The organism is Sodalis sp. RH21 (genome assembly GCF_047324175.1).
GTDB lineage: Bacteria > Pseudomonadota > Gammaproteobacteria > Enterobacterales > Enterobacteriaceae > Acerihabitans.
This window is the reverse complement of the sequence record NZ_CP178732.1, coordinates 480,312-500,982: the sequence shown is the minus strand read 5'-3', so window position 1 is coordinate 500,982 and position 20,671 is coordinate 480,312. Positions and strand designations below refer to the sequence as shown.

Annotated in this window: 20 protein-coding genes; 6 read left to right on the top strand and 14 right to left on the bottom strand. The window is 54.2% G+C overall.

The genetic code is table 11. From position 1 onward, the window contains the following. Positions 1 to 35: 35 nt before the first annotated feature. The 6 genes from ACL2XP_RS02385 to ACL2XP_RS02360 form a co-directional block, all read right to left on the bottom strand. Positions 36 to 1,157 carry a branched-chain amino acid ABC transporter substrate-binding protein gene (locus ACL2XP_RS02385; protein ID WP_413739059.1) on the bottom strand — a complete coding sequence of 374 codons (1,122 nt, stop codon included), beginning with the start codon at positions 1,155 to 1,157 and terminating at the stop codon, positions 36 to 38. Between the two features lie 465 nt (positions 1,158 to 1,622). Continuing rightward, a complete protein-coding gene (locus ACL2XP_RS02380) occupies positions 1,623 to 2,483 on the bottom strand; it encodes a D-amino-acid transaminase (protein ID WP_413736982.1) in 861 nt (286 codons plus the stop codon). A gap of 21 nt (positions 2,484 to 2,504) precedes the next feature. Then, entirely contained in the window at positions 2,505 to 3,497 is a 993-nt protein-coding gene (dgcN, locus tag ACL2XP_RS02375) for an N-acetyltransferase DgcN (protein WP_413736981.1), read from the bottom strand. A gap of 679 nt (positions 3,498 to 4,176) precedes the next feature. Next, the gene (thrP, locus tag ACL2XP_RS02370) at positions 4,177 to 5,586 is read right to left on the bottom strand and encodes a bifunctional threonine/serine APC transporter ThrP (protein WP_413739058.1); all 1,410 of its coding nucleotides are present in this window, start codon (positions 5,584 to 5,586) and stop codon (positions 4,177 to 4,179) included. Positions 5,587 to 5,736: 150 nt separating this feature from the next. Continuing rightward, a complete protein-coding gene (gene arsC, locus ACL2XP_RS02365) occupies positions 5,737 to 6,102 on the bottom strand; it encodes an arsenate reductase (glutaredoxin) (RefSeq protein ID WP_413736980.1) in 366 nt (121 codons plus the stop codon). Between the two features lie 290 nt (positions 6,103 to 6,392). Beyond that, positions 6,393 to 6,578: a general stress protein gene (locus tag ACL2XP_RS02360; protein WP_413736979.1), complete on the bottom strand. Its 186-nt coding sequence runs from the start codon at positions 6,576 to 6,578 to the stop codon at positions 6,393 to 6,395. A 466-nt stretch (positions 6,579 to 7,044) separates the two neighbouring features. Between ACL2XP_RS02360 and ACL2XP_RS02355 the strand changes: the two genes are divergently transcribed. Continuing rightward, positions 7,045 to 7,200 carry a hypothetical protein gene (locus ACL2XP_RS02355; protein WP_413736978.1) on the top strand — a complete coding sequence of 52 codons (156 nt, stop codon included), beginning with the start codon at positions 7,045 to 7,047 and terminating at the stop codon, positions 7,198 to 7,200. Between the two features lie 78 nt (positions 7,201 to 7,278). Here the strand turns inward: ACL2XP_RS02355 and ACL2XP_RS02350 are convergent, their stop codons facing one another. Further along, on the bottom strand, positions 7,279 to 8,241 hold the full coding sequence (locus ACL2XP_RS02350) for a DUF808 domain-containing protein (protein WP_413736977.1): 963 nt from the start codon (positions 8,239 to 8,241) through the stop codon (positions 7,279 to 7,281). Between the two features lie 103 nt (positions 8,242 to 8,344). Here ACL2XP_RS02350 and ACL2XP_RS02345 point away from each other — a divergent pair, with 103 nt between their 5' ends. Next, positions 8,345 to 8,641 carry a putative quinol monooxygenase gene (locus ACL2XP_RS02345; protein ID WP_413736976.1) on the top strand — a complete coding sequence of 99 codons (297 nt, stop codon included), beginning with the start codon at positions 8,345 to 8,347 and terminating at the stop codon, positions 8,639 to 8,641. Between the two features lie 91 nt (positions 8,642 to 8,732). Here the strand turns inward: ACL2XP_RS02345 and ACL2XP_RS02340 are convergent, their stop codons facing one another. Both ACL2XP_RS02340 and idnO read right to left on the bottom strand, forming a co-directional pair. Next, a complete protein-coding gene (locus ACL2XP_RS02340; RefSeq protein ID WP_413736975.1) occupies positions 8,733 to 9,206 on the bottom strand; it encodes a YhcH/YjgK/YiaL family protein in 474 nt (157 codons plus the stop codon). Positions 9,207 to 9,287: 81 nt separating this feature from the next. Further along, positions 9,288 to 10,052: a gluconate 5-dehydrogenase gene (idnO, locus tag ACL2XP_RS02335; protein WP_413736974.1), complete on the bottom strand. Its 765-nt coding sequence runs from the start codon at positions 10,050 to 10,052 to the stop codon at positions 9,288 to 9,290. A 342-nt stretch (positions 10,053 to 10,394) separates the two neighbouring features. Here idnO and ACL2XP_RS02330 point away from each other — a divergent pair, with 342 nt between their 5' ends. The 4 genes from ACL2XP_RS02330 to ACL2XP_RS02315 all read left to right on the top strand — a co-directional run bounded on the left by ACL2XP_RS02330 (position 10,395) and on the right by ACL2XP_RS02315 (position 14,468). Then, positions 10,395 to 11,387 (top strand): substrate-binding domain-containing protein, encoded by a 993-nt coding sequence (locus tag ACL2XP_RS02330; protein ID WP_413736973.1) that lies wholly within the window; start codon positions 10,395 to 10,397, stop codon positions 11,385 to 11,387. A gap of 144 nt (positions 11,388 to 11,531) precedes the next feature. Then, complete coding sequence (locus ACL2XP_RS02325) at positions 11,532 to 12,485, top strand: 2-hydroxyacid dehydrogenase (protein WP_413736972.1); 954 nt, start codon at positions 11,532 to 11,534, stop codon at positions 12,483 to 12,485. A gap of 96 nt (positions 12,486 to 12,581) precedes the next feature. Next, on the top strand, positions 12,582 to 13,898 hold the full coding sequence (locus tag ACL2XP_RS02320; protein WP_413736971.1) for an MFS transporter: 1,317 nt from the start codon (positions 12,582 to 12,584) through the stop codon (positions 13,896 to 13,898). A gap of 63 nt (positions 13,899 to 13,961) precedes the next feature. Next, the gene (locus ACL2XP_RS02315) at positions 13,962 to 14,468 is read left to right on the top strand and encodes a heme-degrading domain-containing protein (protein ID WP_413736970.1); all 507 of its coding nucleotides are present in this window, start codon (positions 13,962 to 13,964) and stop codon (positions 14,466 to 14,468) included. Positions 14,469 to 14,549: 81 nt separating this feature from the next. Here the strand turns inward: ACL2XP_RS02315 and ACL2XP_RS02310 are convergent, their stop codons facing one another. The 5 genes from ACL2XP_RS02310 to ACL2XP_RS02290 all read right to left on the bottom strand — a co-directional run bounded on the left by ACL2XP_RS02310 (position 14,550) and on the right by ACL2XP_RS02290 (position 20,507). Then, entirely contained in the window at positions 14,550 to 15,458 is a 909-nt protein-coding gene (locus tag ACL2XP_RS02310) for an alpha/beta hydrolase (RefSeq protein WP_413736969.1), read from the bottom strand. A 594-nt stretch (positions 15,459 to 16,052) separates the two neighbouring features. Next, positions 16,053 to 17,024, bottom strand: coding sequence for an ABC transporter permease (locus ACL2XP_RS02305; RefSeq protein WP_413736968.1), 972 nt, complete (start codon positions 17,022 to 17,024; stop codon positions 16,053 to 16,055). Then, entirely contained in the window at positions 17,021 to 18,001 is a 981-nt protein-coding gene (locus ACL2XP_RS02300; RefSeq protein WP_413736967.1) for an ABC transporter permease, read from the bottom strand. Before ACL2XP_RS02300 ends, ACL2XP_RS02305 begins: the two co-directional genes overlap by 4 nt. After that, entirely contained in the window at positions 17,994 to 19,475 is a 1,482-nt protein-coding gene (locus ACL2XP_RS02295; RefSeq protein ID WP_413736966.1) for a sugar ABC transporter ATP-binding protein, read from the bottom strand. Before ACL2XP_RS02295 ends, ACL2XP_RS02300 begins: the two co-directional genes overlap by 8 nt. A 99-nt stretch (positions 19,476 to 19,574) precedes the next feature. After that, the gene (locus ACL2XP_RS02290; RefSeq protein ID WP_413739057.1) at positions 19,575 to 20,507 is read right to left on the bottom strand and encodes an autoinducer 2 ABC transporter substrate-binding protein; all 933 of its coding nucleotides are present in this window, start codon (positions 20,505 to 20,507) and stop codon (positions 19,575 to 19,577) included. Between the last annotated feature and the right edge of the window lie 164 nt (positions 20,508 to 20,671).

Genomic DNA, 20,671 nt, shown 5'->3' with positions numbered 1-20,671 from the left:
GGCCTTGCCTGACGTCATCACCCTAAGCCATTGATTTAGGGTAATTCGTGGTATTTACCCTGATCGTCCCACTGATAGACCACATAATCGGAAACTTTCAGATCCCCTTTGCTGTCCCAGGCTTTTTTGCCCATTACCGTATCCACGGCATTGGCTTTCAGCCATGCGCTGGCCTTGGCGGAGTCGCTGCCGCCGACGGCGTTGAAAGCCGCGGCTATCGCTTGTACCGACGCATAGGAGTAGAGGGTATAACCTTCGGGCTCAAACTTGCCGGCGCGGAATTTTTCAATCACCGCCTTGCCTTCCGGGATCACGCGCGGATCTTTGCCAAAGGTCATCAATACGCCGTTGGTGTACTGCGGGCCGCCGGCGGCGGTTACCAGTTCGGTGGTGACGACGCAGTCGCCGGAGAAAAATTTGGCTTTCACCCCTTGCTCACGCATCTGGCGCACCAGCGGGCCGGCTTCCGGATGGCAGCCGCCGAAGTAGACCACATCCGGGTCCAGCCCGCGGATTTTGGTCACCAGGGCGTTAAAATCTTTTTCGCCGCGGGACAAGCCTTCATACAGCACTTCCTTGACGCCGCGCTTATTCAGCTCCGCTTTGGTGGCGTCCGCCAGTCCTTGGCCATAGGTGTCTTTATCATGAATAATCGCCACTTTCTTGGCTTTCAGCTTATCGATGATGTAGTTGCTGGCAATCAGGCCCTGCTGGTCGTCCCGGCCGCACATGCGGAACATGGCGGTCTGGCCGCGTTCGGTAATCTGCGGGTTGGTGGAGCCGGGGGTAATGGCGATAATGCCCGCTTCGTCATAGACCTCCGACGCCGGCATGGTGGAAGACGAGCAGAAATGGCCAATCACCGCCTTGACATGGGATTGATCCACCAGGCGGTTGGCGACGGCCACCGCCTGCTTGGGTTCACAAGCGTCATCGCCCTGGACCAGGGTGATTTTTTCACCTTTGATCCCGCCGGCGGCGTTGATATCCTCCGCCGCCTGCGACGCGCCGCGCCAATATTGATCGCCATAGGTGGCATTGGGCCCGGAAAACGGCCCGGCGACGCCGATGACGATATCGGCATGAGCGGCGAAAGCCGTCGCCAGACAGCCGAGAAGCAAAACGGAAAGTGGTGTTTTTATCAGTTTCATTGACATCATCTGGACCCTTTATACAGTTTTAGCAAAACGCCCGGGGCGTGGACCATCATCCTGAAGCTTAAAACGTACAACCCGATATTCGGCGGCAATCGCCTGACTGCCCGCCCGCTGGCGGAAACGGCAGCATGCAGGCCAAGCAGTAATGCTAAGCAATTTGTCTGCCATATCCGCAAATGTATGCCAATGTTGCATGAGGTAACCCTTTAACCGGGCTTAGCCGCGGTTAGCGCGGCCGGCGCGACGCACTGCCGCGGTGCGTTTTCGCGGGTCTTCGGCGCGGCGGCGATACCCTTGCACCAATGAGGGGCTTTAGGACCCGGTTAGGGGATAGAGTCTATTAAAGACCATTTCCTTAACATACATAGCTTATTTTGCTAACAATCTAGAGATCTATCACATTTAAAACTGCCGGCGAGGACGAATATTCCGACTTAAACATCCGGACCGCCGGCACATAGCGTTTCAGGCGGTAGCCCGCAGCGCCATTTCCACGTAAATCCCGCGCAGCGCCCGGGTTACCGGGCCGGGCGTCCCGTCGCCCACCGCCCGGCCATCAATTTGCACCACCGGCCAGATAAATGTAGTGGCGGAACTGATGAACGCCTCGCGGGCGTTATAGGCTTCCTCGACGCCGAACGCCCGCTCCTCGAAGGGGATATCATGGCGCTTTGCCAGCTCCAGCAGCGATTGGCGGGTGATGCCGTGCAGAATGTCGTTGCTGAGCGGGCGGGTCACCAATGTGCCTTGCGCGGTGACAATCCAGGCATTGCAGGCGCTGCCTTCGGTTATCAGGCCATGCTCCACCAAAAAAGCATCGTCCGCCCCCTGGGCATGGGCATACTCTTTGGCCAGGCAGGGCGCCAGCAGCCCCACCACTTTGATATCGCGGCGCCGCCAGCGGATATCCTCCAGGGTAACCACTTTAATGCCGGTAAGCGCCTTGGGGTGATCGATTACCGGCCGCGCCTGGGTAAATAGCACCAGGGTGGGCGTAACGTCGGCGGCGGGAAACTCGAATTCCCGATCGCCGGTGCTGCCGCGGCTCAGCTGTAGGTAAACCGCCCCTTCCTTAAGCTGGTTGACGGCGATAAGCTCCTGTTGAATGGCTTCCAACTGCGCCGGAGTCACGGGCAACGCCAGCTTAAGCTCACGGCAGGAGCGCACCAGCCGGGCGATATGCCCGGCATTTTCCAAGAGTTTGCCGTTTAATACCGCACTCACTTCATATACCGCATCGGCGAATAAAAAGCCCCGATCAAAAATAGAGACCTTGGCTTCATGTTCCGGCACCAAGTCGCCGTTGATATACACAATTCTGGTCATCGCAATACCTTGCCTTGTCAGTTAAAGTTGATCGATGATCCGGCCGACGCCCTGGCGAAATGGATCGATCGCCGGCAGGCCGTAACGCCGCTCAAGATCCGCCATATAATCGAGCGCCGCCTGCTCGGATAAGTGGGCGCTGTTAATGGAAATGCCGACAAAGCGCGCCCGCGGATTGGTCAGCTGCGCGGCTTTAAGGTTCAGCGCCATGCAATCGCCCAGGTCCGGCAGCGGATAATCCACGCCGCGCATGGCGGTGCGCGTTGGTTCGTGGCATAGCACCAGCGCGTCCGGCTGGGCGCCGTGGATCAGGCCCATGGTGACGCCGGAAAACGACGGATGGAACAGCGATCCCTGCCCTTCGATGACGTCCCAATGTTCCGGCTCGTTGTCCGGCGCCAGCTGCTCCACCGCGCCGGCGATAAAATCAGCCACTACCGCATCGATGCTGATCCCCGCCCCGCTCACCAGAATGCCGGTCTGCCCGGTGGCGCGGAAAGTGGCCCGCATGCCTCGTTCCAGCATGGCTTTTTCGATGGCCAGCGCGGTATACATTTTCCCGCATGAGCAATCGGTGCCCACCGGCAGCAGGCGTTTACCGCTGCGTTTGCGGCCGCTGGCCACCGGCAAGACGGCGCTGCTATGGCGTACATCGAACAGCGAGCGGCCCAAACTGTCGGCTAAGGCTTTGAGCCCCGGCACATCCGATAGCCGGTTGTGCAAGCCGGCAGCCAGATCCATGCCGTTTTCCAGCGCCTGGCGCAGTACCGACACCCAGCCTTCGGCAATTACGCCGCCGCGATTGGCGACCCCGATTACCAGCGTTTTGGCCCCCTTGGCCCTGGCGGCGGCGATATCAAGATCGGGCAGGCCGCAATCCACCTGACACCCTGCCATACGCAGTTGGCCGACGCAGTATTCCGGGTGCCAGTGGCGAATGCCGGTGGCGACCTTGGCGGCCAGCCGGTCGTGCGCATCCGCCAGGAACAGCAGGTAAGGTTTTTGAATTTCCATTATCAACGCCTCATTTAACAGTCTTGGTGAAAAGTGCGCGCCGCCGTTTGCCCGCGGTCAACGATCGATTGGCCGATGCGGATACGAGCGCGATAAGAGTAACAAGCACAGGTTATGCCAGATTGGCGAATTTCGATAAATTATAATAATATCAATATATTAAACAAGCCATTATGCTGCTGAAGCGCGCAAATCGCAGCCGGCGGCGGTTTTTTTGCACCACCATCAGGCATTAACACTGCTTTTTTGCGCCGTAATGGTGATAATTAATAATTTATTAACAAATAGCGCGAGATTACGCTGACCCAGCGGCGCTTTAACGGCATAAACGGCTGAACATAAATCGCATGTTCGATATAAAACTCATTTTCCGGCGCGGTTTGCCGTGTTTTATAGGGTAAAGGCCGGTTCCGGCGCTGAAAATCAGATAAAAATGGGTTGGATGCCTTATGAGATGGTGATTATTTGATCTAAAACCGCAGGCGAAAAAAAACCTAAACCGCTTGTCGACCACCGTCCACAGGGGGAGCGATAGCGACAGGAAGTTTAGGTTTTACCTGTACATCAACTACATAATATTAACGGCACAATCTAAAGCTGGTTAGATAATGCCGCCGGCGCCGCGATTACACAAGCGCAGCAGGAGAGCAGGGTTGCATTATGTGATGATGTTCAAAAATTAATCACAGGGCTTCCCATTCGGTTTGGCCGCGGGTATGGGCGTAATGGCGCTGCCATTAAAACCCAGCAGGCGGTAAATCACCGATACCAGCACTAAAAACCCGCTGCCGACGATCAGCGATGACCGGGTATCGGGGCTGAAGGCCATACCCGCCAGTACGCAGATCAAAAAGGCCATGGTCAGGTAGTTAGACCAGGGAAACCACACCGATCGGAACGGATGGGCGGCCATCGCCTGCCGGTGGGCGCGGCGAAAGCGCAGTTGGCTGATTAATACTACAAACCATGGCACCATGCCGGGCAAGACGCTGGCGCTGTAGACATACACAAACACTTTCTGCGGATTGGGGATGAGATAATTCAGGCATGACCCCGCCAGCAGCATCAAAATCGATAGCATCACCCCCACCGCCGGCACGCCGTTGCGCGATACCCGCCCCACTACGGCGGGCAACTGGCGGTTGTTGGCCAATGCATAAAGCATGCGTCCGCAGCTGTACATGCCGCTGTTGCACCCCGATAACGCCGCGGTCAAAATAACGAAATTAATAATGCCGGCCGCCGCCGTAATACCGATTTTGGCGAAGGTCAGAACAAAAGGGCTGCCGTTCTGGTGGATTTCATTCCAGGGAAACAGGGTAACGATGACAAAAATCGCCCCGACGTAAAATATCAATATCCGCCACAAAATCTTACTGACCGCGCGCCGCAGGGTGACCTGCGGGTCTTTGGCTTCGCCGGCTGTGATGCCCACCAGTTCCACCCCCTGGTAAGAGGCCACCACGATACACAGGGCAAACAGCAATCCCTTCCAGCCGCCGGCAAAAAAACCGCCGTGCGCGGTAAGATTCGCCAGGCCGACCGCATGGCCATGATTGCCGATACCGAAGAAAATAATCCCCAGTCCAACGACAATCATCACCACGATAGTGGTGATTTTTATCATGGCGAACCAGAATTCGATTTCCCCATACAACCGGACCGCCGCCAGGTTGGCCAGGGCCACCAGTCCGACGGCTGCCAGCGCCGGCAGCCATTGGGGCAAATCGGGAAACCAGAATTGGACGTAGACGCCGATAGCGGTAATCTCGGAAATGCCGACCGCCATCCACATGAACCAATAGCTCCAGGCGGTGAGGTAACCGAAAAACGGCCCCATGTAACGATGGGCATAAACCGCGAACGACCCGGCGACCGGCTCCAGATACAGCATTTCGCCCATGGAACGCATGATGAAAAATACAAACAGACCGGCGATGATATAGGCCAGCAGCACCGAGGGCCCGGCCCATTGCAAGGTGCTGGCCGCCCCCATAAACAGCCCGACGCCGATGGTGCCGCCCAGGGCGATCAGTTCAATATGCCGGGCTTTAAGGCCGCGCTGTAACTCCTGTTTCGGTTCCACTATCATCCCTCGGTTGGTATTGACCTGCTTCCCGCCGGAACGGGCTGCATTGATTATTAACGAGGGACAGGAGATTACCGCATTTTTTGCGACATAACATGATCCGATTCAGCCGCCCTGCCCGCTTTTTATCGACGGGCGCGCGACACCGGATTATTTAGCATCCGGCGGCAGTATTTCCAGCACCCGTTCTTTCGGGCGGCACAGGCGGGTACCGGCGGGCGTAACGACAATGGGCCGGTTGATCAATATGGGATACTCCACCATAAAATCAATCAGCCGATCGTCGGTCCATTTATCTTCCGCCAGCCCCAGTTGTTCGTAGGGTTCATTGTTGGTCCGGATCAGGGCGCGGGCCGTCAGGCCCATATCGCTGATAAGCTTGGCCAACTGCCCATGATTGGGCGGGGTTTTCAAATATTCGATCACCGTGGGTTCCAGCCCGCGATCGCGCAGCATGGCCAGCGTGTTGCGGGACGTGCCGCAGCTAGGATTGTGATAAATGGTAATGTCAGTCATAACGTTATCCTGATGGTTTAGCGGAATGCGGGGCCAAGGCCGATATTAGTATCGTTAAGCGGACACCGCAATGCGCGCGTAAAAGCGCCACAAGAATAAGCTTGAACGGCAGGGTATGCGGTCATGCAGGGAAATTGGGGGCGTAGGGCGGGAATCATAAATTTGCCGGGCTTTTACCCGGCAAGTAGCTGCGTTAGCTGATACATAATTAATTACTCTGTAAAAATGACCTGGCTGATGCCTGCACAGAATATAATTATGTAGCCGCGACCTGAGCCGCCGGTAGTAACCTATGAATTAGCGGGCTTTCTGCCGCCGCCGCGGCTGTTGCGTCCGCCTTTTTCGCCGGCTTCGGATGCGCGCTGCGGGTCGTGTTTAAAGTTGCCGCCGCTTTGCTGGCCGCCCTTTTTGCCTGCGCTGGATGCTTTTTCGCGATCTTCGGCAAAATTACCTGAACCACCACGGTGCGTTGCCATATCTAACCTCCGGTTGAATTAAAATCTCATACTCATTACTCACTCGCAATATTATCTTTATTTTAAACAATAAGGCCTGATGTTAACGCTGTTTAATCGCACGGAACAAGATAACTCTATAAGTTAACCTTATAAAATAACTATAAAATTCACGCCAATCATACATATTGTTAACCCTATTATTTATACCGTACAACAGTAGTTAAATTCATAATTCATGCTGACGGTACCTTTAATACTAGACGCCCACCCCGGGCTGGCAAGGAATATTCACACCTTGAAACAAAATCAGCCCGGGAATTATTTCCACAGCCAGGCAACACAAACGAAAAATAATCCACCGCGAAATTATCCCGATGGACCTCTGCTTAATCGCTGCTTTATAGCTATACTTATAGCAGCGTTATGAAATTATCGATGAATAACCTTAAGTTAAGCCCCGCAATTGATTTCACAGGAGAACGCTATGACTTATCGTCAACCTTACTCTGCCACACATAATACCGCTCTGCCGGTGGCGCAGGACCGGCAGTCGGCACCATTAAACCCCGCGGATAAAAAACCCAAAGACGACCCGGCAGATGCGCCTGAGTCCGGAGATAAACTGCCTGATAAGCCATAATAAAATAACTGCGGGCTAAACGCCGCCCGCTCATGTTATCGCCGTTGTAACCTTGAACCAAGAGCGTCCGCCCCGGCCTTAATGCCCCTTACCCGCCATCTTCATGCCCAGGCCCACCACCGCTGCGAGGATGGCGCCGGCCGCCAGCCCCAGCAGCATATCGGTGGCGCTGGTCATCAACGTGCCGACGATACCCTGGTGTCCCGCCGTTATGCTGTCCAATAAGCCATGGGTCCAGGGCAGGCCGTGCGCCAGAATGCTGCCGCCCACCAGGAACATGGCGACGGTGCCGATGATCGACAGGGCCTTCATTAACAGCGGCGCGGCGCGGACCACGCCCCGGCCGGTGGCGCGCAACGGGCCGCGCAGGCCGCCCGCGCCGGGAAGTTCGCTCATATACAGCCCCACATCGTCCATTTTAACGATGGCCGCCACGATGCCATATACTCCAACAGTCATGGCCACCGCGACCAGCACCATGACCGCCACCTGGTTAAGCAGCGGCGCTCCGGCCACGATGCCTAATGAAATAACGATAATTTCCGCCGAGAGGATGAAATCGGTGCGCACCGCGCCTTTAACCTTTTTATTCTCCAGCGCCAGCACATCGGCCGCGGTCACGGTCACATCCGGCGCCGCTGACGCGACCGGGGGTACGTCAACCCGCGGCGCGTCGCCGGTACCGGGGTGTTTTTTACGTTGATAGCGGTGCCAGCTTTCCACCAGTTTTTCCACGCCCTCATAACATAAGTAACAGCCGCCCAGCATCAGCAGCGGCGTAATCGCCCAGGGGATAAATGCGCTGATAATCAGCGCCAGGGGAACGAGGATCGCTTTATTAACCAGCGATCCTTTCGCGACTTTCCAGACCACCGGTAATTCGCGATTGGCCTTGACGCCGGAGACCTGTTGCGCATTTAGCGCCAGATCGTCGCTCAGTACGCTTGCGGTCTTGCGCGCCGCCACCTTGCTCATGGCCGCCACGTCGTCCAATAGCGAGGCGATATCATCCAGCAGCGCCAGCAGGCTGGTTCCAGCCATATCATTTTCCTTAAATTATGTTTTTTTTATGTAGTCTCGTTATGATTAAAGCAGGCTATAACCAGAATGTTAATAAATCACCTAAGTAATTTTGGAGAAGTTCATGTCAACAGATCTACATGTCGTCGCAGTAATCGAAGGCAAACCCGGCAGCGCCGAGGCTATCAAGGCCGTGGTCCAACCCTGTATCGAAACCACCCGCAAAGAAGAAGGCTGCCTGAAATACGATTTTCATCAGGACCAGGCGCGTCCCGATCGCTTTATTTTTGTCGAACATTGGGCAAGCCAGGATGTTTTGGAAAAGCACAGCAAGGCGCCGCACCTTAAAGCGTTGGCTGATGGGTTGGCCAATCTGACGGCTACGCCGCTGGAAGTGTCGGTATTGAAAAAGCTGTTTTAATGCAGAAAATCCCTGGCTGCCTTGCACATAAAAACTATCGGCGCAGGGATTAAATAACAGGCGGCCGCCCAAGGCGAGCGTCCGCTTTTCGTCAGGCATGCAGCAGATGCTGGGCGATTTTCACTACGATTTTGCGAATGGGCGCGGACTGTGACAGCGTCGCCATCGGCCGGTGCAGTTCTCCAGGAAACAGCAGCACGATATCGCCGGGCGCCAGGCAAAACAGCGTTTCATGGCTGATGCCTTCATATAGGCCGAAATCCTTCTCCCGATCAAAATCACCCGCCGGACGCTCCCCCTGGCAGCTCGGCGCCGCGCCGATAATCTCCCGCCCTTCAATAAGAATATGCACATCGATATAATGCCGGTGCAGCTCCGGCCGCTGTTCAGCCAATGGCTTGGTCTGCGCCAGAATGTGATTAAGGTAGATATCCCGGCCTTCGATTTCCGCTTCCCCCGCCGGCAAGGTGGTTAAATCCAGCCGATCAATGGCTTGCAGGGTGCGGCGAATAACCGGGTGATAGAGCGGGTTTTCCACCGCCAGTTTCAATTCATCTAGAATCATAATAATTGTATAGCCTCAAAAATGGGTTCAAGCGCAATCACCAACATCCGGGAACCGGGACAACGCGCTGCGGGTATGGCGTTAAACCGCCACGACCATCCCGCCGTCGACGAACAATAAATGGCCGTTAACAAAATCCGATGCCCGGGATGAGAGGAATACGGCGGCGCCGACCAATTCCTGCGGATCGCCCCAGCGGGCGGCGGGCGTACGTTTACAAAGCCAATCGGTGAAAGGCGCATCTTCCACCAGCGCCTTGGTCATATCGGTTTTAAAATAGCCCGGGGCAATGCCATTGACCTGGATGTTATAACGAGCCAGCTCAACGCACATTCCGCGGGTCAGCATCTTTACCGCGCCCTTGGATGCGGCATAAGGCGTAATAGTGTCGCGGCCTAATTCGCTTTGCATCGAGCAAATATTAATAATTTTACCGTGCTGGCGTTTAACCATATATCTCGCCACCGCCTGTGATACCAAAAATACGGATTTTTGATTCACGGCGATAATATCATCCCAATCTTTTTCCGGGAAATCGGTAAAGGCATGGCGCCGCTGGATGCCGGCATTATTGATTAATACATCGATTGCGCCATAATTCTGTTCAATCTCCGCGATGGAATCATTAACCGCCTGATGATTGGTGACATTGAATGCCGCGGCATGGGCAATATAACCGCTATCGCGCAATTGGGCTGCAGCATGCTCCGCCCGGTCTGGCGTAATATCGTTGATAATAATTTCAGCGCCGTATTCCGCCAACCCTTTGGCCAATAAAAAGCCAATACCCTGGGCGGAACCGGTGATTAATACTTTTTTATTTTGCAATGAGAATAGATTTTTCATGGATTATACCCGACCGCCAATATAACTATTTGAATGAGCGAAACTGCGTATTATCAAAACGTTTTAACCGGCCATGAACTGTGATCAAGATCACTTAAAATGATGTTACTACGGGGTGTTACCCGTAACGTGATCCGGCCTGCAGGTTACGGCGGCAAACGTACCGGCAGGCGGGTGGCAACAGCGAACAAATAGCGTGAAGTAATAGATAATTTATTGATTTATATCATTTAAAAATGTAATGTAGCGGAATGGCCCGGCGCAGCGTCCGTAACAGGATTCTCATAACAGCGTTAACGGTGCATAATTACGTTCCCCTCTATCCCGGTTCAGGTCGGTTGCATGAAAGCTCAACGTGTCACTCTGCAAGATATCGCACAACTCGCCGGCGTAACCAAAATGACCGTCAGTCGTTATCTGCGCACTCCTGATAAGGTGGCACCGGAAACCGCCCAGCGTATCGCCCAGGTAATGGAAGAGGTGAATTACAACGCCGATCCGGAAAACAGGATATTTGCCGCCGCCAAAAATCCACGCCTGGGCATTTTAGTACCTTCATTTAATAATCAGATTTTCTCCGATTTGCTGGCCGGGATTGAATCGGTCACCTCGGTCCACGGTTACGAGACGCTGGTGGTGAACTATGACTACAATAAAGATCGGGAAGAGGAGCAAATTATCCATTTGCTCTCGTGCCATATCGCCGGGCTGATCCTGACGGAATCGGTCCATACGCTGCGCGCCGATAAGTACCTGAATGCCGCCGAGATCCCGGTCGCCCAATTAATGGATATCGAGCCGCAGGCCAACCGCATCACGGTGGGTTTCGATAACTTCCAGGCGGCTTTTGATATGACCTCCACCCTGCTTGCCAGCGGAAAAAAGCAAATCGTCTATTTCGGTTCGATGTCGGATGTGCGCGATCAAAAACGCTATCTGGGCTATGCGCAAGCGATGGAAAACGCCGGGTTGCTCCCCCGCAATATTTCCCCCAATACCGTATCGTCCGTGTCCATTGGCGCCGGCATGTTATCGCTGGCGCGCCAGCTGTATCCACAAACGGATGGAATATTTTGCACCAATGACGATATCGCCGTGGGCGTGCTGCAAGAGTGCCTGCGCTTGCAGATACCGGTGCCGGAGCGTATGGCGATTTCCGGATTCCATGGCCTGGATATCGGCCTGGTGACCACCCCTCCTCTGGCGAGCGTCATTACGCCACGTTTTGAGATGGGTCAGGTGGCGACTGAAATATTAATTAAAAAAATCAATAAAATATCCACCATTGGTCATGTAGATTTGCACTATCGCCTCTCTCTTGGCGGCACGTTGTAGGGCAGGACGGAAGTCGCGCAAACAGGGGCAGATCACGCTATGGGTAACATGATTTTTTAACATAATTTAAAGTGATCTCCATCACAAAACCAACTCGTAAAAACGGGTCTGATTACGCCATGTTATTTATCAGGGCGATTAATCATGAACCGCAAGAACACTCAGGCAGTACTTATTCTGGCACCGGTGATGGATTATCTCATGGAGAAGCTGGCGGCCAATTATCAGGTTTACAAGCTGTTCGAAATGGACGATAGCGCATCTTTCCTTGCCCGCCAGGGCGAGGAGATCGTGGGTATCGTGACCCGCGGCGATATCGGCGTGGGCAATTCGGTACTGGAGCGGTTGCCGCGGTTGGGGATAATCGCGATATTCGGCGTCGGCACCGACGCGGTGGATCTCGATTACGCCCGGCAGCGCGGCATAACCGTCACTATTACTCCCGGCGTACTCACCGACGATGTGGCCGATATGGCCATGGGCCTGGTGCTGGCCACCTCGCGCCGCCTATGCCTGGGAGACGGCTTTGTCCGGGCCGGCAAATGGCTTAACGGCGGCATGCCGCTAGCCGCCAAAGTCACCGGCAAGAAACTTGGCATATTCGGCATGGGTAAAATCGGCCAGGCCATCGCCCGCCGGGCCGCCGGGTTTGATATGCAGATCGGTTATACCGACCGCCAGCAGATTACCGAGCTACCCTATACTTATTTGCCGGATTTGCCGGCGCTGGCGGCGCGCAGCGATATTCTCATCGTGGCCATCTCCGGCGGTAAAAACAGCATCGGCATTATTAACCAGGAAATATTTTCGGTAATGCCCGAACACGCTATTTTAATAAATATCGCGCGCGGCACTCTAGTTAATGAGGATGATTTAATCAGCGCCTTGCAAAATAAGGAGATTGGCGGTGCCGGCCTGGATGTATTCGCCGACGAGCCTAATGTTCCCCAAGCGCTGATAGCCATGGATAATGTGGTATTGCAACCGCACGTAGCCAGCGCTACGGTGGAAACACGTATTCAGATGAGCGATATAGTTTATGAAAATATCGAGGCTTTTTTTAACGGCAACGCCGCGCCTACGGCAGTCGAGTATTAAGCACGCCTCATAATAATTACTTTATTAAACGTTATTATTACCCTTACCCTGTTTGGGATAAGAGGTTATCCTCTATTATGTTAAAGCGAGTTCATCATGGATAATAAAATCCCTAAAGCCCGCTGGCTGCGCGTGATTGTACCGATATTAATTGCCTGTATTATTTCTTTTATGGATCGGGTTAATATCAGTTTTGCGCTGCCGGGCGGAATGGAAAGCGACCTGGGCATCACCAGCCAAATGGCCGGGTTGGCCAGCGGCATCTTTTTTATCGGCTATCTTTTCCTGCAGGTTCCGGGCGGCCGTACCGCGGTTAACGGCAGCGGTAAACGTTTTATCGCTTATTCGCTTACCGCCTGGGCGGTGGTTTCCATCGCCACCGGCTTTGTGACCAACCATTATCAGTTGCTGGTATTGCGTTTTATCCTCGGCGTATCCGAAGGCGGTATGCTGCCGGTGGTATTGACCATGGTTAACAACTGGTTTCCTGAAAAGGAAATCGGCCGCGCCAACGCTTTTGTCATGATGTTTGCTCCTATTGGCGGCATGTTTACCGCGCCGGTATCCGGTTACATCATTAACGTGCTGGATTGGCGGTGGTTATTTATTATTGAAGGACTGCTGTCGATTATCGTGCTCATTCTATGGTGGACGCTGATAAGCGACCGTCCGCAGGAAGCAAAATGGCTTTCCACGGCCGAGCGGGATTATTTGGTCACCGAATTGGCGCGGGAAAAAGCCGCGCGCAGCCTGGATAAAAAAATCTCCAACGCGCCGCTAAGAGACGTATTTCGCAATAAGGGGCTGATAAAATTGGTGTTGCTCAACTTTTTTTATCAAACCGGCGATTATGGTTATACCCTCTGGCTGCCCACCATCCTGAAAAACCTGACCGGCGCCAACATGGCATCGGTGGGTTTATTGGCTATCCTGCCGTTCGTGGCGACAATTATCGGTATTTACGTCATCTCCGCCTTGTCGGATAAAACCGGTAAAAGACGAACCTTTATCATGCTGTCGTTATTCTGTTTCGCCGCCGGCCTGCTCGCCTCGGTATGGTTCAGGCAAAATGTGGTGGCATCCTACATCTCGCTGGTGGTGTGCGGATTCTTCCTCAAAGCGGCCACCAGCCCGTTTTGGAGTATCCCCGGCAGGATTGCCGCGCCGGAAGTTGCGGGCAGCGCCCGGGGCGTGATCAATGGGCTGGGTAATCTTGGCGGTTTTTGCGGCCCCTATATCGTCGGCGTGATGATCTTTTTTTACGGCCAGAGTATTGCGGTATGCGTACTGGCCGGTTCGCTGATTATCGCCGGATTGATCACCCTGTGGCTGCCAAAAGAGTGCGATCCCGCATCATCCCAGCCGCCGGCTGCGCTGTCCCTTGATGCCATTGACGGGGCCAAGCGCCTTTAATCCTCCCGACAGGTGTCCCGAATAAATCTGGGCACCTGACATAACCACGCAACGGTAACATTTATGAATGTGCAACAGCAGCTCGCCCTCTGCCAACATCACCAGCGGTTGCTCTATTTGCCGCAATTTTCCCACCAGCTTGCCTGGCGGCTGGGTGAGCGCATCAAGCACTATGCTGAACATCAAGGGCTGGCGCTGGCAATTGATATTACCGTTAACCAGCACCGGATATTCAGTTATGCCATGCCCGGCACCACTGCCGAAAACCTGGACTGGGCCAGGCGCAAACGCAATGTCGTGGACTTATTGGCCATGGGTTCCTATACGGCGGGTCTGATGCTGGAACTGCGTCAGGAAACCTTACAGCAACGCTACGGCGTGGCTAGCCGCGACTTCGCCGCACTCGGTGGCGGGTATCCGCTGCAGGTGGCGAACGCCGGCATCGTGGGCAGCGTTACCGTGTCCGGCGCGCCGCATCTGGAAGATCATAATATTTTGCTGGTCGTATTGGCGGAATTCTGCGGGTTGCCGGCCGGCAGTATCGAGATGCTGACCACACCCGAAAGATAAAGGCATGGCGACGAGCGCCAAGGCTTAACCCGGAAGATTTCCGGGTTAAGCCTTGGCGCGGCGGATGCCTACCGCCGCCATTTAGAGATATTCCCGCAGCCAATGCAACTGCCGCTCGCTGATTTGGTCGAGATGGTCGCCGGCAAAAACTTCATAATGGCGCGCCTTGGGCTGAATATGGCAACCTTTGACCGCCTTTATCGCCTCATAGAGGGCCAGGCCGTATTCCAGCGCAATCACCTTATCCTGTTCCGCAAATACCATAAAGGTGGGTTGGGTTACCCTGGGCGCGGCGTTGATGGGGCGGTAACACATGGTTTCCCATACCGTAAGATAAGGTATTTTAATATCCAGCGCCTGATAGGTCTGTTTTTGCCGTTCAAAAAACACCCGAGATTCCTCATCCGTCATAACTTTGATAATGGGCACGAACAACTCTCTGGCGGTTTGTTTTTTCTTGGCGGCCATGCGGACCATGGTCGCCGTAAAGCGCCTTTTTTCCTCGGCGCCCATATCGCCGGTCACTAATTGCTCCCCGTCGGCAAACGCCAACTGGCTAATGACGCACTTCACATCCGGCCGGCGGGCGGCGACTTCAATCACATGGCCGCCGCCAAGGGACGTTCCCCATAACGCGATGCGCCGGCCGTCGATGCCGGGGTGGGTTTTACACCATTCATACACCGTGATAATGTCATCGATCTGCTCTTCGGGCACGATGCGGCCGACCTCGCCATCGCTATCGCCAAATCCCCGGTAGTCGAAAGTCACGACCCTATAGCCGGCGTCGGCGAACAGCCGTACAAAAGCGGGTAACAGTACATCCTGGATACAGCAGAACCCGTGGCACAGCAGAATGGCCGGCAGGGGGGACGACTCGGGGTCCCGCGCGCCGCGATGCAACCGTACCGCCAATTTAACCGGGTCGGTGGTCAAACGCTGCGCGTCCGGGTTTTTAACGTCCAGATAGTGTCGCTCAATATGCATCATATTTTCTCCTTATAAAATAATTCACGCGTAATCGCGATCATTGCGATAAAAAAGGCCAAGGGGTGTGAACGGCCATAATTAATTACTCTATTAAGCCAATAATAATCGTTGAAATATATTTAAAGTTCCGGCATATGATTTCCATGATAATTATTATATAAATAATTATTGGCCGACAGACCTTCCGGCACTCAGCTTCGCTCAGCGAGACGGTTAAAACATAAAATACTCCTATTGGTCTTTTTTAAAAGAAATATATTATTAACCCGGATTTGTTTTTATCGATTCCGCTAATTGAGGCCTATTGTATCGCAATATATTCATTGTGTTCAACGACTTAACCACGCTTATATTTACTTCGCAATTTAATTATTCAAATTGTTAAAAAATTATTTCCATTTAATATCAACAATTATCCAGGCAGGGCCGATGCAAAGCGCACTTGATAGTGCACATTATTTCAATGCGATGTTATTTTAGCGCAGGCTTATGGCAGATCAAACTAAATAATCTGGTAATAATAAAAATAACATATTTAATATAGTTAATGAATAATGGAAAAAGTTATTTTGTCAATAACCCATCCCCCCAGGCTCAGCGGTCGCCCTGGCGCCTCCAAAAAGGCATCCGGACGCCTTTGAGAGCCAGGAAAGCCAGCAACAGGCAGCCCCACAGCGCCATGGTGATATAGCTGCTTACCCCCATGATATTAAGCCCGCTCTCCAGCATCTGTAGCAGAATCAGCGCCAATACCATGCCGATAATGCGGCCAAACCCTCCGTCGGGGTTAATTCCCCCTAATACCGCCGCCAGGATACTGGTCAGCAAATACGACTCGCCATAGGCCGCCTTGGCGGAATTCAGTTTTGACATCATCAGCAGCGCGGCGACCACGCACAGCAGCGAGGAAATAATATAGACCCCCACCAGCGTCCGCGGCGTATTAATGCCCGAATAATGCGCCGCCCGCTGATTGGAGCCGATAAGATAGATACGCCGCCCCAGGGGCGAGCGCTCCAGCACCACCCACAGGCCCAGCGCTACCGCGATAAACAGGTATAGCGGCAACGGCACGCCCAGCCAGTTGGTGTTATTAAGCCACAAGATATAGGCGGGGAAATTGGCAATCGACGACCCTTTGGACAGTAGAATGGTGATGCCTTTTAGCAGGGTCATCATGCCCAGCGTGGCCAGGATGGGCGACACCCGGATAACGGCAATCAGCATGCCGTTCACCGTGCCGATCACGCAGGCCATGCCGATGCCGGCAAGCAGCATCAGGAGCGCGCTGCCCGGCGATGGCGCAAAATGCGTGGCCACCCAGGCCATGACCAGCGCGCAGCAGTTAGTGGTAGCGATAATCGATAGATTTATGCCGCCGGTCAGCATGGTAATGGCCATGGCAAAAGCCAAAACGCCCAATACCGGCATTTGCGACGCGATGGACTGGAAATTCGAGGCCGACCAGAAAACGCCGGGGATTTGCGCGCTAAAAGTCAGCATCACCACCAGCAATAAGACCACCATATACAGCTCTACATTGTCTTTTACATTGATGCTTTTCATGACAAGGTCTCCGTTTGGCTGCGCTGGCTCCAGGCGGTAGTGCTGATACTCACCACGATGACCAGGCCGGTAATCACGGTATGCCAGTAAGAGGAAATGCCCAGCAGGTTCATGCCGTTTTGCAATACGGCCAACAGTACCACCCCCAGCACCGTACCGAGCAGCGTGCCCCGTCCGCCGATGATGCTGGTTCCTCCCAGCACCACCGCCGCCAGCACGGTCAGCTCATAACCGAGCAGGGAATCGGGGGCTACCGTCATCACGGTATAGGATTGCACCACCCCGGCCATGCCGGACAACAGCCCCATAAAACCATAAACGAACAACTGCAGTTTGAAGATGCCGAAACCCAGCCGCGAAGCCGCCTCCCGGTTACCCCCAAGCGCATAGATTTGACGCCCGATGCTGCTGTATTTCATCAGCAGTCCGGTAACCGCCAGCACTATGATTAACGTCATGATCGGTAAATTCAGACCATAGTCATACCCATCGGCGGCGGTAAAACTGAACAGGGTCAGACCGCCTTCGAACCAGTCGGGGAATTTGTACAACCACACCCCTTTGGAAAAATAGAGCAACAGGCCGTAGAAAATATTCAGCGTTGAAATGGTAATAATGATGGAAGGCACTTTCAGGCGATTGACCAGGATGGCGTTAACGCAGCCCAGCACCACGCCCACCCCGCCGGCCACCAGAAAGGCCACCAGGAAATTACCGCCATATTCCATCAGGACGGTGACCATGATGTATTGGGCAATAATGGTCATCGCCGGAAAGGAGATATCGATACCGCCGGAGATCAAGACGATGAACAGACCGCAGGCCAGAATCAACAACATGGCATACGTGTTGACCAGATCGTAGAAATTGCCGAAGGTGAAAAAATCACTGCTTGAGATGCTAAATACCGCTCCCAACAGCAAAATGGTCAATGCCAGCATTCCCTCCTGGCGATGTAATCCGGCCTTGTTAACCATTGACCACCTCCGCCAGCGCCGCTTCGGAGGTTTCGGCCGGCAGAAATTCCGCCACCAGTTCGCCGGCGCGCATGACCAGGATGCGATGGCTGTTGTAATAGGCTTCCTCGATTTCATCGCAAATCAATAACACCGCGATGCCCTGTTCTGCCAACACGTTGATAATATGATAAATACCGGCTTTATTGGCAATATCGACCCCCACCGTCGGCGAGTCAAGGATCAGCAGCCGCGGATGGGTGGCCAGCCATTTGGCGATGGCCACCCGCTGGGCATTGCCGCCGGATAGCGTGTTTACCGGCAGGGCGGTATTATCCGTCTTGATGGTCAGGCGTTCGACCATTTCGGACACCACCGCCTGCGCCCGCCGGCGATCGATCAAATGCCAGGGGCTTTTCACCTGCGCCAGCACCGTGGAAATAATGTTGTCGCTGATGGACTGCTCCATAACCAGTCCGGTACTCATGCGATCTTCCGAGACATAACCGATACCGGCGGTTATGGCGTCGCGATTACTGCGCAACGCGACCGGCCGGCCGTCAATGCTGATCGTGCCGCTGTCCGGCCGGGTCAGCCCGAACAGGCTCAGGCACAATTCGGTACGTCCTGCGCCCAGCAGGCCGGTGATGGCCACGATTTCACCCTGGTGAATCCGCAGCGACACGTCATGATATTGGCCGCGGCGGCATAAATGCGCCGCCTCAAGCACCACCGGCCGGCCTCCCGGATAGGGCGGCAATATCCGGTAATCAAATGCCAGCCCGGTCATCAGGAAGGCCAGTTGCTTGCCGCCCATTTCGGCCGCCGGGAAAGTACCGATCCATTCGCCGTCCTGTAGCACGGTGATGCGATCGGACACCGCCATCACTTCATCCAGGCGGTGGCTGACGAACACGACGCAAATACCCCGATCTTTGAGCTGGCGCACCAGGCGCAGCAGTCCTTTGACTTCCACCATGGTCAGCGAAGCCGTGGGTTCATCCATGATGATCAGCCGCGCATCCTGCGCCAGGGCCCGGCAAATCGCCACCAATTGCCGTTGCGCAATGGACAGCGTTTCCAGGGGGGCATGTAAATCCAGCTGAATACCGATGTCATCGAGCGTGCGGCGCGCAAGCTTGGCCAGGCTGCCTTTGTTTACCCATAATTGGTGATGGTAAAGATTGATGGCGATATTTTCCGCTACGCTGAGATTGGGAAACAATGACAGGTCCTGATAAATAACCTGGATACCGCGCTTCACCGACTCCCCGGGCGTAAGGTGGGAGAACAGCCGATCGTCAATGGTGATTTTCGCCCCCGGATCGGGCTGATAGACGCCGGAAATAATCTTGATAAGCGTCGACTTGCCACAGCCGTTCTGTCCCGCCAGGCAATGGACCTCGCCGGGCAGCAGGGTCAGGGCGATGTTATCCAGCGCTTTCACCCCATAAAACGTCTTGCTGATATTCTCAATGGCAATTAATGGTTTCATGGCAACCTCGCCGTCCGGCGTACGGGCAAATAAGCGGCGGGGAAGATACTGCCCTTCCTCGCCAGATGCTGGCGTCAGGCCGCCATTAACAGTAGCGGATCAGTACAAGCTGTCGATATTGTCCTTGGTTACCCGCAGCACTTTATGGAATTTAATGACTTTTTTGTCGTTATCGACCTCGGCTTTACCCATGTCTTTCACTGCAAAATCCGGCCCTATGGTTGAGCCTTTTAGCAATTCGGCCGCCACCGCCGTCAGTGCGTAACCAGCGGATGCGGGATCGTAGGTGACCCCCATGGTGATATCACCGCTTTTGATCAGCGACGCGGCCTGGGAAGGAATCATCATGCCATAGACATGCACCTTGTTTTTGGCGCGCTTTTCTTTTACCGCGCGGCCGGCGCCGATGGGTCCCTGGGAGCCAAAAGCCACGATAGTATTCATATCCGGGTGGGCCTTCATCAGATCCAGGGTGGTACGGCGGGAATCGTCGATACTTTCCGAGACCGGCATTCGGCTGGTCACCTCATGCATATCGGGGTAGTGCTCTTTCTGGTATTTTACAAACAGGTCGGCCCAGAGATTGTGCTGCGGCACCGTCAGGCTGCCGACATAAATCACATAGCCGCCTTTGCCGCCATTGACCTTGGCTACTTCCTCCACGTTATCGGCGGCAAACTTCTGGTTATCGATAATTTCCACGTCCCAGTTGGCGCTGGGTTGCCCCGGCGATTCGTTGGTCAGTACCACGATGCCCGCGGCGCGCGCCTTTTTGAACACCGGTTCCAGCACGTCGGCGTCATTGGGCACGATAGTGATGGCGCTGACTTTTTTGGCAATTAAATCCTCGATGATTTTTACCTGTTGCGGCGCATCGGTGCTGGACGGCCCGACCTGGTAGGCGTTAACGGAAAAATCTTTACCGGCCTGGGTTACGCCCTCGCCCATACGGTTAAACCAGGGCATACCGGCGATTTTGGAGATATTGACGATTTCGGTCTGCGCCGCCGACGCAGAAGCCGCGCTGACCATCAGGCCCAGACAGCCCGCGGTAAGCCAGTGTTGCAGGGTTTTGGTTTTCATTTTAACCTCACGCAGCAAAATAGGGTGTAACAACAGAGGGTAAAAAAAGAGCGTTTATAAACGATATGGAATTGCCGTATTTTTTAGCAACGTTCTGAAAAAAAATAATAATT